Annotated in this window: 9 protein-coding genes; 6 read left to right on the forward strand and 3 right to left on the reverse strand. The window is 70.1% G+C overall.

All coding sequences use genetic code 11. From position 1 onward, the window contains the following. Window positions 1–9 precede the first annotated feature (9 nt). The 3 genes from metH to ACZ4AA_RS18765 all read left to right on the forward strand — a co-directional run bounded on the left by metH (window position 10) and on the right by ACZ4AA_RS18765 (window position 6,459). A complete protein-coding gene (gene metH / locus ACZ4AA_RS18755; protein ID WP_467602803.1) occupies window positions 10–3,537 on the forward strand; it encodes a methionine synthase in 3,528 nt (1,175 codons plus the stop codon). Between the two features lie 139 nt (window positions 3,538–3,676). Further along, window positions 3,677–4,378 (forward strand): HAD family hydrolase, encoded by a 702-nt coding sequence (locus tag ACZ4AA_RS18760; RefSeq protein ID WP_467602805.1) that lies wholly within the window; start codon window positions 3,677–3,679, stop codon window positions 4,376–4,378. A 476-nt stretch (window positions 4,379–4,854) separates the two neighbouring features. Then, complete coding sequence (locus ACZ4AA_RS18765) at window positions 4,855–6,459, forward strand: ABC transporter substrate-binding protein (RefSeq protein WP_467602808.1); 1,605 nt, start codon at window positions 4,855–4,857, stop codon at window positions 6,457–6,459. A 201-nt stretch (window positions 6,460–6,660) separates the two neighbouring features. Here ACZ4AA_RS18765 and ACZ4AA_RS18770 read toward each other — a convergent pair whose 3' ends face one another. Next, window positions 6,661–7,332 carry a response regulator gene (locus ACZ4AA_RS18770; RefSeq protein ID WP_081223499.1) on the reverse strand — a complete coding sequence of 224 codons (672 nt, stop codon included), beginning with the start codon at window positions 7,330–7,332 and terminating at the stop codon, window positions 6,661–6,663. A 14-nt stretch (window positions 7,333–7,346) separates the two neighbouring features. Beyond that, window positions 7,347–8,327 (reverse strand): RecB family exonuclease, encoded by a 981-nt coding sequence (locus ACZ4AA_RS18775; RefSeq protein WP_467602812.1) that lies wholly within the window; start codon window positions 8,325–8,327, stop codon window positions 7,347–7,349. 177 nt (window positions 8,328–8,504) lie between these two features. Here ACZ4AA_RS18775 and ACZ4AA_RS18780 point away from each other — a divergent pair, with 177 nt between their 5' ends. The 3 genes from ACZ4AA_RS18780 (at window position 8,505) to ACZ4AA_RS18790 (ending at window position 12,321) form a co-directional block, all read left to right on the forward strand. After that, a complete protein-coding gene (locus ACZ4AA_RS18780; RefSeq protein ID WP_467602815.1) occupies window positions 8,505–10,214 on the forward strand; it encodes a site-2 protease family protein in 1,710 nt (569 codons plus the stop codon). 41 nt (window positions 10,215–10,255) lie between these two features. Then, window positions 10,256–11,158 carry a tRNA (adenine-N1)-methyltransferase gene (locus ACZ4AA_RS18785; protein WP_467602817.1) on the forward strand — a complete coding sequence of 301 codons (903 nt, stop codon included), beginning with the start codon at window positions 10,256–10,258 and terminating at the stop codon, window positions 11,156–11,158. A 587-nt stretch (window positions 11,159–11,745) separates the two neighbouring features. Further along, window positions 11,746–12,321, forward strand: coding sequence for a hypothetical protein (locus ACZ4AA_RS18790; protein WP_467602819.1), 576 nt, complete (start codon window positions 11,746–11,748; stop codon window positions 12,319–12,321). 98 nt (window positions 12,322–12,419) lie between these two features. Here ACZ4AA_RS18790 and ACZ4AA_RS18795 read toward each other — a convergent pair whose 3' ends face one another. Then, the gene (locus ACZ4AA_RS18795) at window positions 12,420–12,725 is read right to left on the reverse strand and encodes a ferredoxin (RefSeq protein ID WP_467602821.1); all 306 of its coding nucleotides are present in this window, start codon (window positions 12,723–12,725) and stop codon (window positions 12,420–12,422) included. Window positions 12,726–12,787 lie beyond the last annotated feature (62 nt).

Genomic DNA, 12,787 nt, shown 5'->3' on the forward strand with positions numbered 1-12,787 from the left:
AGCACCTTCATGGCCTCGTTGCCGAACCCGTCCCTTTCGTCCGGTCCTTTCGAAGGCCCGCAGCGAACCGACGCCCTTCGAGAAGCGCTCGCCACCCGTGTCGTGGTGGCCGACGGCGCGATGGGCACGATGCTCCAGGCGCAGGACCCCACCCTCGAGGACTTCCAGGACCTCGAAGGCTGCAACGAGATCCTCAACATCACCCGCCCCGACATCGTGCGCTCCGTCCACGAGGCCTACTTCGAGGTCGGCGTCGACTGCGTCGAGACGAACACCTTCGGGGCCAACCACTCGGCGATGGCCGAGTACGACATCGCCGAACGCGTCCACGAACTCTCCGAGGCAGGGGCCAGGATCGCCCGCGAGGTCGCCGACGCGTTCGGCGCCCGCGACGGCCGCCAGCGCTGGGTCCTCGGCTCGATCGGCCCCGGCACCAAGCTGCCCACGCTCGGCCACATCCCCTACGCCACCCTGCGCGACGGCTTCCAGGCCAACGCCGAGGGCCTGCTCGCCGGCGGCGCCGACGCCCTGATCGTCGAGACCACCCAGGACCTGCTCCAGACCAAGTCCTCCGTCCTCGGCGCCCACCGCGCCATGGAGGCGACCGGCGTCCGCGTGCCCCTGCTGGTCTCGATGGCCTTCGAGACCACCGGCACCATGCTGCTCGGCTCCGAGATCGGCGCCGCGCTGACCGCGCTGGAACCCCTCGGCATCGACATGATCGGCCTGAACTGCTCGACCGGCCCCGCCGAGATGAGCGAGCACCTGCGCTATCTCACCCGCCACTCCCGCATCCCCCTGCTGTGCATGCCCAACGCCGGTCTGCCGGTCCTGACGAAGGACGGCGCCCACTTCCCGCTCGACGCCGAGGGACTCGCCGACGCCCAGGAGAACTTCGTACGGGACTACGGCCTGTCCCTCATCGGCGGCTGCTGCGGCACGACCCCGGAGCACCTGCGCCAGGTCGTGGAGCGGGTGAACGGCCTCACGCCCCCCGAGCGCAGCCCGCAGCCCGAGCCCGGCGCCGCCTCCCTCTACCAGACGGTCCCGTTCCGCCAGGACACCGCCTACATGGCGATCGGCGAACGCACGAACGCCAACGGCTCCAAGAAGTTCCGCGAGGCCATGCTGGAGGCCCGCTGGGACGACTGCGTGGAGATGGCCCGCGACCAGATCCGCGAGGGCGCGCACATGCTCGACCTGTGCGTCGACTACGTCGGCCGCGACGGCGTCGCCGACATGGACGAGCTGGCCGGCCGCTTCGCCACCGCCTCCACCCTGCCGATCGTGCTCGACTCCACCGAGGTCCCGGTGCTCCGCGCGGGCCTTGAGCGCCTCGGCGGACGCGCGGTCCTCAACTCCGTCAACTACGAGGACGGCGACGGACCCGAGTCCCGGTTCGCGAAGGTCACCCGGCTCGCCCGCGAGCACGGCGCCGCGCTGATCGCCCTGACCATCGACGAGGAGGGCCAGGCCCGCACCGTCGAGACCAAGGTCGCCATCGCCGAACGGCTCATCGAGGACCTCACCACCAACTGGGGCATCCACGAGTCCGACATCCTCATCGACACCCTGACCTTCACGATCTGTACCGGCCAGGAGGAGTCCCGCAAGGACGGCATCGCGACCATCGAGGCGATCCGCGAGCTCAAGCGCCGCCGCCCCGACGTCCAGACCACGCTCGGCCTGTCCAACATCTCCTTCGGCCTCAACCCGGCCGCCCGCATCCTGCTCAACTCGGTCTTCCTGGACGAATGCGTCAAGGCCGGCCTGGACTCCGCGATCGTCCACGCCTCCAAGATCCTGCCGATCGCCCGCTTCAGCGAGGAGGAGGTCACCACCGCCCTCGACCTCATCCACGACCGGCGCGCCGAGGGCTACGACCCGCTCCAGAAGCTCATGGCCCTGTTCGAGGGCGCCACCACCAAGTCGCTCAAGGCGGGCAAGGCCGAGGAACTGGCCGCGCTCCCGCTGGACGAGCGACTCAAGCGGCGCATCATCGACGGCGAGAAGAACGGACTGGAAGCCGACCTCGCCGAGGCCCTCCAGGACCGCCCCGCCCTCGACATCGTCAACGAGACCCTGCTCGACGGCATGAAGGTCGTCGGCGAGCTCTTCGGCTCCGGCCAGATGCAGCTGCCCTTCGTGCTCCAGTCCGCCGAGGTCATGAAGACGGCCGTCGCCTACCTCGAACCCCACATGGAGAAGTCGGACGCCGAGGGCAAGGGCACCATCGTCCTGGCCACCGTCCGCGGCGACGTCCACGACATCGGCAAGAACCTCGTCGACATCATCCTGTCCAACAACGGCTACAACGTCGTCAACCTCGGCATCAAGCAGCCGGTCTCCGCCATCCTGGACGCCGCCGAGGAGCACAAGGCCGACGTCATCGGCATGTCGGGACTCCTGGTCAAATCCACGGTGATCATGAAGGAGAACCTGGAGGAGCTGAACCAGCGGGGCCTGTCGGCCGACTACCCCGTCATCCTCGGCGGCGCCGCCCTGACCAGGGCCTACGTCGAGCAGGACCTGTACGAGATCTACCAGGGCGAGGTCCGCTACGCCCGCGACGCCTTCGAGGGACTGCGCCTGATGGACGCCCTCATCGGCGTCAAGCGCGGAGTGCCCGGCGCGGTCCTGCCCGAGCTCAAGCAGCGCCGGGTGCGCGCGACCGCCTCCGTACAGACCGAGGAACGTCCGCAGGAGGGACACGTCCGCTCCGACGTCTCCGTCGACAACCCCGTACCGAAGACCCCCTTCACCGGCACCCGCGTGATCAAGGGCATCCAGCTCAAGGAGTACGCCTCCTGGCTGGACGAGGGCGCCCTGTTCAAGGGCCAGTGGGGTCTCAAGCAGGCCCGCGCCGGCGACGGCCCGACCTACGAGGAGCTCGTCGAGACCGAGGGCCGGCCGCGGCTGCGCGGTCTGCTGGACCGGCTCCAGCGGGACAACCTGCTGGAGGCCGCCGTGGTCTACGGCTACTTCCCGTGCGTCTCCAAGGACGACGACCTGATCATCCTGGACGACCGGGGCAACGAGCGGACCCGCTTCACCTTCCCCCGCCAGAGCCGCGGCCGCAGGCTGTGCCTCGCCGACTTCTTCCGCCCGGAGGAGTCGGGGGAGACCGACGTGGTCGGCCTCCAGGTCGTCACCGTCGGCTCCCGCATCGGCGAGGAGACCGCCAAGCTCTTCGAGGCCAACGCCTACCGCGACTACCTCGAACTGCACGGCCTGTCCGTCCAGCTCGCGGAGGCCCTCGCCGAGTACTGGCACGCCCGCGTCCGCTCCGAGCTGGGCTTCGCCGGGGAGGACCCCGCCGCGATCGACGACATGTTCGCCCTCAAGTACCGGGGCGCCCGCTTCTCCCTCGGCTACGGCGCCTGCCCGAACCTGGAGGACCGCGCCAAGATCGCCCAGCTCCTCGAACCCGAACGCATCGGCGTCCACCTCTCCGAGGAGTTCCAGCTCCACCCCGAGCAGTCGACCGACGCCATCGTGATCCACCACCCCGAGGCGAAGTACTTCAACGCACGGTGAGCGGCCCGACGCGCCGTGGCACACGGCACGACGCACACTGATCGGATAAGTCGTACACTGGTCGGTCCATCGCAGGCCGGTCGTCCCCTGGCGTACAGGGGGTGGCCGGCCTGATCGTCCCTCAAGGAGGTGCGCCAGGATGACCAGTACGGTCCCCGCGCTCGGAACCCGTACGGCCGAGGGCTCAGCCCTTCAGGCCGTACTCCTCGACATGGACGGAACCCTGGTGGACACCGAGGGTTTCTGGTGGGACGTGGAGGTCGCGGTCTTCGCCGCCCTCGGGCACGCGCTGGACGACTCCTGGCGCCATGTGGTGGTCGGCGGCCCCATGACCCGCAGCGCCGGATTCCTCATCGAGGCCACCGGCGCCGACATCACCCTGCCCGAGCTGTCCGTGCTGCTCAACGACGGTTTCGAGGAACGCATCGGCCGCTCCCTGCCGCTGATGCCGGGCGCCGCCAGACTGCTCGCCGAACTCGCGGCGCACGAGATGCCCACCGCCCTGGTCTCCGCCTCGCACCGACGGATCATCGACCGCGTCCTGGGCGCCGTCGGCTCCCACTTCTTCGCCCTGACCGTCGCGGGCGACGAGGTCGAGCGGACCAAGCCGTTCCCCGACCCCTACCTCCTCGCGGCCGCGCGGCTCGGCGCCGAACCGGCACGCTGCGCCGTCATCGAGGACACCTCGACCGGCGTCGCCTCGGCCGAGGCCGCGGGCTGCCAGGTGATCGCCGTGCCCTCGGTCGCCCCCATCAGCCCGGCCGCCCGTCGCACCGTGGTGCGTTCCCTCGAAGAGGTCGACCTGCCCTTTCTCCACCGGGTGATGGCAAAAGCGCTCTGAATGATCACCGAACGCCGAAGGGGCCGTGACGCGGCGTGCGGGAACGCGCGCGGATCCGCATATGCGGGAAAGTCGCGGCCCTTGCGTGTGGTAAGCGCGGGCGAGGGGCTCCCGGAATGCAAATCGGGGCGGAACCACTAATTCCGGTACTCCTCAATCAATTTTACGGTGTGACGTTCGCCACGTGACGGAGGGTCGACAGTCGGACCGGATTGTGCCCGCACCACCCATGTGTGAAGGCTTGGCGTGCCCTTGTGTCCCGATTGATGAAAGCCTGCACTAATCCTTCCCGTGTCGGGTTATCGGTGCGTCCGCGCCCGGTTTCGCAGCGTGAGCGGAAGACCGTTCGCGCACCGGTATGGCCGACCTTGTGGTGCGGACTAATGTCATCGCGAGAACATCGCCGTAACCCCGTGACCGCCGCGCCACCCCTGCATGCCGGTTCGCGGAACCTACAGCTCTGGAGAAACACGAGCATGAACCGCAAGACTTTGGTGCTGCCGGCCGTGGTCGGCCTGCTCGCCCCAGTGCTCGCCGCCTGCGGCGGGTCCGCCAGCGGGGGCGACAGCGGCGATGCCATCGTTGTCGGTACCACGGACCAGTTCACCGCGTCGAAGGATGCCCCGGCACCGTTCGACCCGGCGTACGCCTACGACGTCGGCACCTGGAACGTGCTCCGTCAGACCGTGCAGACGCTGATGGTCCAGCCGCGTGGTGACGGTGAACCGCAGCCCGAGGCGGCCGAGAAGTGCGGCTTCACCGACAGCGGCAACGAGCGCTACTCGTGCACGCTGCGTGAGGGCCTGGAGTTCTCCAACGGTGACGCGATCACCGCCAAGGACGTCAAGTTCTCCATCGACCGTGCCAGGGCCATCAAGGCCGACAGTGGTGTGGCGGCCCTGCTGTCCACCATCGACACCGTCGAGACCCGAGGCGACCGCGAGGTGATCTTCCACCTCAAGATCGCCGACGCGACCTTCCCGTTCAAGCTGTCGACCCCGGTCGCCGGCATCGTGAGCCCGAAGGACTACGAGAAGAACCACCTGCGCGACGGCTTCTCCGTGGACGGCTCCGGTCCCTACACCGTGAAGATCGAGTCCAAGGACGACACCGTCACCCGGGCCGTCTTCACGAAGAACTCCCACTACACGGGACAGCTGAAGGTCAAGAACTCCAAGGTCGAGCTGCGCTCCTTCGCGGACGCCGACGCCATGGGCACGGCCCTCGACAAGGGCGACATCGACCTGATGACGCGCTCGATGACGCCGGAGCAGATCAACAAGCTGGACAACGCTTCGGGTGGCAACATCAACCTGAACGAGATGCCCGGCCTCGAGATCCGCTACCTGGCCTTCAACACCAACGCCCCGTCGGTGAAGTCGACCGCCGTCCGCCAGGCGATGGCCCAGGTGATCAACCGCGGCGAGCTCGTCTCCAAGGTCTACGGAACCCAGGCCGAGCCGCTCTACTCGCTCGTCCCGGCGACCATCACCGGTCACGCCAACGCGTTCTTCAACAAGTACGGCGACCCGAGCGTCAGCCGTGCCCAGTCGCTGCTGAACAAGGCCGGCATCACCACTCCGGTCAAGCTGACCCTGCACTACACGACCGACCACTACGGTGCGGTCACCGCGCAGGAGTTCCAGGTCCTGAAGAAGCAGCTCAACGCGAGCGGTCTGTTCGACGTGACCACCCAGGGCGCGCCGTGGACCAAGTTCCGCCCCGCCGAGCAGAAGGGCGACTACGAGGTCTACGGCATGGGTTGGTTCCCCGACTTCCCCGACGCCGACAACTACCTCGCGCCGTTCCTCGACAAGGACAACTTCCTCGGCTCGCCGTACTCGAACCCCAGGATCAGCAACACCCTGATCCCGGACTCGCGGCGCGAGGCCGACCGTGCCACCGCGTCCAAGAGCCTCACGACCATCCAGGACATCGTCGCCAACGACGTCCCGGTCATCCCGCTCTGGCAGGGCAAGCAGTACATAGCCGCGCGTGACGACATCACGGGCTCGGAGTGGGCGCTCAACTCGTCCTCCACTCTTCAGCTGTGGGAGCTCGGTCGCGGCGTCAGCGAGTGACCTAAGCGTTCGACCCGGGGCCGACAGGCCCCGGGCCAAGACCCGGGACCCGGCGGTCCCGGGTCTTTCGGGTTGGACCGGCGAACGCACGCACGGTGGCCCAGAGTCGGGGCCGACCTCGTCCGCGGCAAGCCGAAGGGCGCCCGTTCCTGTGCGGAACGGGCGCCCTCTGGCGTTCTCCCGGAAAGCCGGGCCCGGCGGCTACTGCGCGCCGGGACGCACCAGCCCGCTCTCGTACGCGTACACCGCGGCCTGCACCCGGTCGCGCAGCCCCAGCTTCGTCAGCACATGCCCCACATGCGTCTTGACCGTGGTCTCGCTGACGAACAGATCGGCCGCGATCTCCGCGTTCGACAGACCACGCGCCACCAGCTTCAGCACCTCGACCTCGCGGTCGGTCAACGTGTGCAGCGTGTCGGGAACCGGCTCGTCCCCGGACGGCAGATGACCCGCGTACTTGTCCAGCAGCCGACGCGTGATGCTCGGCGCGAGCATCGCCTCGCCCCCCGCCACCACCCGGATCGCCTGCACCAGTTCATTGGCCGGCGCGTCCTTGAGGAGGAAACCGCTGGCACCCGCCCGGAGCGCCTCCACCACGTACTCGTCGAGGTCGAACGTCGTCAGCACCAGCACCTTCGCCGGACCGTCCCGGCCGGGGCCGGTGATCTGCCGCGTCGCCTCCACACCGTCCATCCGCGGCATACGGATGTCCATCAGAACCACATCGGGCTGGAGCGCACGCACCTGATCGAGTGCCTGGAGACCGTCACCGGCCTCGCCGACGACCGCGAGGTCCGGCTCCGCCTCCAGAATCATCCGGAAGCCGGTGCGCAGCAGCGGCTGGTCGTCGACCAGTAGGACGCGGATGGCCACGTAAGTCTCCTTCGCTAGTCCGGCCCCATTCTGCCCTGCTCACCCGCACCCGACCCGGGCGCCCTGACCGGGAGCGGATATGCCGGGGGCGTACCACCGAATTCCGGACACACCGCTCGATGATCACACCAGCCGCAGAGCTTGGTGGGGCGCGGCCGCCACTCACCCGTCTCCGTCGCCTCCCGGATCGCCTCCCACAGAGCGAGCAGCTTGCGCTCGACCCGCTCCAGGTCCCCGATCTCGGGGTCGTACGTCAGCACGTCACCGCTGCCGAGATAGACGAGCTGAAGACGGCGCGGGACCACCCGCTTCAGCCGCCACACCACCAGCGCGTAGAACTTCATCTGGAACAGGGCGCCCTCGGCGTACTCGGGCCGCGGCGCCTTCCCCGTCTTGTAGTCGACGATCCGGACCTCGCCCGACGGCGCCACATCGACCCGGTCGATGATCCCGCGCAGCGTCAGACCGGAATCCAGCCGCGCCTCCACGAACAGCTCCCGCTCGGCCGGCTCCAGCCGAGTCGGGTCCTCCAGCGTGAACCAGCGCTCGACCAGCCGCTCGGCCTCGGACAGCCAGCGCGCGAGCCGCTCACCCTCCGGATCGTCCGCGAACAGCTCCACGACCTCGGGCTTCGTCTCCCGCAGCCGGTCCCACTGCGCCGGGATCAACGACTTGGCCCGCGGGGCCGTCCGGTCCGCGGCCGGCGCGTCGAACAGCCGCTCAAGGACCGCGTGCACCAGAGTCCCCCTGGTCGCCGCCTCGCTCGGCTTCTCCGGCAGCTTGTCGATCACCCGGAACCGGTACAGCAGCGGGCACTGCATGAAGTCACTGGCACGCGAGGGCGACAGCGAGGCGGGCGCGCGCGCGACCGCGGGAGCCGGACCGTCCACGACGGTTCCGCCGACGACGGCCCCGCCCACGAGGGCCCCGTCCACGACGGCCCCGCCGGACACGGCCGGTTCTTCGGGCACGGCGCCCTCGGTGCTGGTTTCCATGACAACAGACCATACGGCCCGCCACCGACAGTGAACCGGTCCCGGCGGGCACGACGGCACGGAAAACAGAAGGGGTGCCGGGGCGGAACGCGCCGCGACGGCCGCATACCATCGACCCCAGACCCTCCCGCTCCACATCGACCGGGGGGCGGGGGACGCTTCGAACGAGGGGACATCGTGGACGAGAGCGGCGGGAGCGGGCAGCCGCGGTCCGGAACCGGCGAGAGGACCGAGCACCACGAGAGGCCCCCGGCCTCCACCGGTCCGGCCTCCGGCGCGCACCCCGGACCGGCAACGCCCGAGACCACCGGGCCTGATGCCACGACCTCCGGTCACGACTCCCGGAAGCGGCCCGACACGGACACCGGCACCCCGGACCCGACCGAACCCCCCGCACGGCCCGAGGGCACCCCCCACCCGCAGGACGGCACCATCTCTCACCCGCACGACGACGCCACCTCCCACCCGTCCGACGGCCCCCTGCCCCACCCGGAGCCCGGACCCGAGGCGAACCCCGCACCCGAGGCCCCGGCACCCGCCGACCCGCAGGCGAAGACCCTCGCCCCCACCGCGCGCACCGGCGACGACGCACCCGACGAAGAGCCCTCCGCGCCCTTCGGACCCACACCCCCGACCGACGGCCCCGACCAGGACCGCGACCAGGACGCCTCCGCCGGAGCCCACCGCACCCGCGCCCGCACCGGCACCGCGGGACGCCCGCCCCGCCGCGCCAAGGAACCCGGCGGCGGACTCCTCATGGGCCGCCCCTTCGGCGTCCCCGTCTACGTCGCCCCCAGTTGGTTCCTCGTCGCGGCCCTGATCACCTGGGTCTTCGGCGGCCAGCTCGACCGCGTCCTGCCCGACCTCGGCGCCGCCCGCTACCTCGTCTCCCTCTTCTTCGCCGTAGCCTTCTACGCCTCCGTCCTCGTCCACGAACTCGCCCACACCGTCGCCGCCCTCCGCTTCAAACTCCCCGTACGCCGCATCCAGCTCCAGTTCTTCGGCGGCGTCTCCGAGATCGAGAAGGAAGCCGAGACCCCCGGCCGCGAGTTCGTCCTCGCCTTCGTCGGCCCCCTCCTCTCCCTGGTCCTTTCCGGCCTCTTCTACCTCGCCATGCTGCCCGTCGAGCCCGGCACCGTCCCCGGCGTCCTGCTGGGCGGCCTGATGATCTCCAACCTCATCGTCGCCGCCTTCAACCTGCTCCCCGGCCTGCCCCTCGACGGCGGCCGGATGCTCCGCGCCGTCGTCTGGAAGATCACCGGCAGAGCCATGAGCGGCACCGTCGCCGCCGCCTGGGTCGGCCGCGCCCTCGCCGTCTCCGTACTCATCGGCCTCCCCCTGCTCACCCAGTCCTCGGCACTCGGCACCGCCCCCGAGAACACCGGCAGCATGGACACCATCACCGACGCCCTGCTCGCCGCCATCCTCGCGGCGATCATCTGGACCGGCGCCGGCAACAGCCTCCGCATGGCCCGCCTGCGCGAACACCTCCCGGAACTGCGCGCCCGCAGCCTCACCCGCCGCGCCGTGCCCGTCGAGACCACCACCCCGCTGTCCGAAGCGCTCCGCCGCGCCAACGACGTCGGCGCCCGCGCCCTCGTCGTCGTCGACGCCGACGGCGAACCCCTCTCCCTGGTCCGCGAAGCCGCCATCGTCGGCGTCCCCGAACACCGCCGCCCCTGGGTCGCCGTCAGCGGCCTCGCCCAGGACCTCACCGACGGCATGCGCGTCTCCGCCGAACTCGCCGGAGAAGACCTCCTCGACGTCCTGCGCGCCAGCCCCGCCACCGAATACCTCGTCGTCGAGGACTCCGGCGAGATCTACGGCGTCCTGTCCGCCGCCGACGTGGAACGCGCCTTCGTCAAGGCCATGGCCCGCCCCTCCTGACCGTGGTCGGCGGCCCCGCCCGGGACCGGTACGCTGTTCACATGTCCGAACCGACCGGTGCCGCCCGCAGGCGCGGGCCCTTCAAGGTCGGGGACCAGGTTCAGCTGACCGACCCCAAGGGCCGCCACTACACGTTCACGCTCGAGGCCGGGAAGAACTTCCACACCCACAAGGGTTCCTTCCCCCACGACGAGCTGATCGGCGCTCCCGAGGGCAGCGTTGTCCGCACCACGGGGAACGTCGCCTATCTCGCGCTGCGCCCCCTGCTCCCCGACTACGTCCTGTCCATGCCCCGCGGCGCCGCCGTGGTCTACCCCAAGGACGCGGGGCAGATCCTGGCCTTCGCCGACATCTTCCCCGGCGCCCGCGTCGTCGAAGCGGGAGTCGGCTCCGGCTCGCTGAGCAGCTTCCTGCTGCGCGCGATCGGCGACCAGGGCATGCTGCACTCCTACGAGCGCCGCGAGGACTTCGCCGAGATCGCCCAGCAGAACGTGGAGCGCTACTTCGGCGGACCCCACCCCGCCTGGCAGCTCACCGTCGGCGACCTCCAGGACAACCTGAGCGACACCGACGTCGACCGGGTCATCCTCGACATGCTCGCTCCCTGGGAGTGCCTGGAGGCCGTCTCCAAGGCGCTCGTCCCCGGCGGCATCCTCTGCTGCTACGTGGCGACCACCACCCAGCTCGCGCGGACCGTCGAGTCGATCCGCGAGATCGGCTGCTTCAACGAGCCGACCGCCTGGGAATCGATGATCCGCAACTGGCACATCGAGGGCCTGGCCGTCCGGCCGGACCACCGCATGATCGGCCACACCGGCTTCCTGCTCACCGCCCGCCGCCTCGCGGACGGCGTCGAGCCGCCCATGCGCCGCCGCCGCCCCTCCAAGGGCTCGTACGGCGAGGACTACACCGGCCCGAACGCCGACGGCGGCGCCACCCGCTGACATACCCAACGCACCACATCTGTGGCCGAGTTCCCGGACCCCTCCGGGAACTCGGCCACAACGCTTTCCCGTTGACACACCACCAGAAACCGCTGAGCGGACCGCAGTCACGACGGCGACCGCGCCTCCGGAGCGTGGGCCGGGGCGGACGACAGGGCGCATGACGGGGTTCGCGACGGCTCGATGAGAGCGGGGTCGCGGACCCTCGGCTGCCCCGGAACACGGCTGCCCGGCGAGGCCGCGACGGCTGTGCGGCGAGGCCGCGACAGTCGTGTTCCGGGGCCACGACGGTCGTGCGGAGGAGGCCACGACACCGGGGCGGGGGAGGCGGATACGCCTGTGCCGGGGAGGCCGATGTGCCGATGCGGGGAGGCCGAGGCGGCTCGGCCGGGGCCGGTGCGCAGAGCCTTCCCGTGACTCCGGACAGCGCGGCCACGGCTGCCCGCCAGGGGCTTCGTACGGCCCCCGCCGGAAACCCCGGCGGAACGCGTCACGAGTCCGGACCCCGCCGTTCCACCAGGCTGTGACGTGTGGCACCATGCGGGACACCCACCCCACCGGCACAGCCCTCGCGGGAGACACCCCAAGTGCAGCATTCCGTTGTCCCGGAACTGGCGCATACGCAGACCAGCCCCATCCAGTGGGTCGCCACGGCAACCGCCATCGCCGGAGTCGTGGCCCTGTCCTCGGTCATCCATCCCGACCCGGCGAGAGCGGCCCAGCCCGGCGCCGGACCGAAGACGGCGGCGGTCACGGCGGCGGCCCCCGACCCGGCCGGTGTGGACTACCCGATCGACTGCGGGCCCACCAAGGTCCTCGTGGAGAAGAAGGCGTCCGGCGACCTGGACGGCGACGGCCGCCCCGAGACCGTCGCCGTCGTCCGCTGCGACGCCGGCTCGGGCACCCCGCCCAACGGCGTCTACGTCCTCACCCAGGCCGACGGAGCCACGAGGCCCAGGGTCGTGGCGACCCTGATCGACCCCAAGGACCGCCTCAGCGTCACGGACTTCGCGGTGCGCGACGGAGCGGTCACCGCCACGCTCCTCGGCTACTCCTCGGCCGACGTACCCAGTTGCTGCCCGGACCTGAAACAGAACGCCAAGTGGCAGTGGAAGAACGGCGCGTTCATCCGCTCGACGCCGTCCGAAGCACTCGGTGCCTGAACGCGCCCCCGGCGCGAGACCCCGACAAAAGGCAACACCCTCCGCGCCGCGGAGGGTGTGGGAAACCGGTCACCTGATGACGCGGGGTGCCCGGACGGTCACTCCGCGTCGGGTCCGAAGACTTCGACCTTGTCCGAAACGCGACGGACGTGAATACAGTCCCCCGGACACTCCTTCGCCGAGTCCACCACGTCACGCAGAAGCGGCAGGGGCACGGGCGTTGTGGCGCCCACGGCCTGGAGGAGCTCGTCCTCGGGGCTCTTCACGTACGCCAGACCGTCGATGTCCAGCTCAAAGACCTCGGGCGCGTACTGGACGCAGATCCCGTCGCCGGTACAGAGATCCTGGTCGATCCAGACCTCAAGCGCCTCGCCGCTGACTCCGGCCTCCTGCTGCACGGTCATTTCTCCTGCCGTTTTCTGCGTCGAGCGAACCGAAGACTGGGGAATCGGGCCAGCTCTGACGG

Source organism: Streptomyces sp. NPDC024698 (assembly GCF_055559015.1).

Coding starts and splice junctions, on each gene's coding strand:
- metH (WP_467602803.1), top strand. CDS start 10: ATGGCCTCGTTGCCGAACCCGTCCCTTTCGTCCGGTCCTTTCGAAGGC.
- ACZ4AA_RS18760 (WP_467602805.1), top strand. CDS start 3,677: ATGACCAGTACGGTCCCCGCGCTCGGAACCCGTACGGCCGAGGGCTCA.
- ACZ4AA_RS18765 (WP_467602808.1), top strand. CDS start 4,855: ATGAACCGCAAGACTTTGGTGCTGCCGGCCGTGGTCGGCCTGCTCGCC.
- ACZ4AA_RS18775 (WP_467602812.1), bottom strand. CDS start 8,327: ATGGAAACCAGCACCGAGGGCGCCGTGCCCGAAGAACCGGCCGTGTCC.
- ACZ4AA_RS18785 (WP_467602817.1), top strand. CDS start 10,256: ATGTCCGAACCGACCGGTGCCGCCCGCAGGCGCGGGCCCTTCAAGGTC.
- ACZ4AA_RS18795 (WP_467602821.1), bottom strand. CDS start 12,725: ATGACCGTGCAGCAGGAGGCCGGAGTCAGCGGCGAGGCGCTTGAGGTC.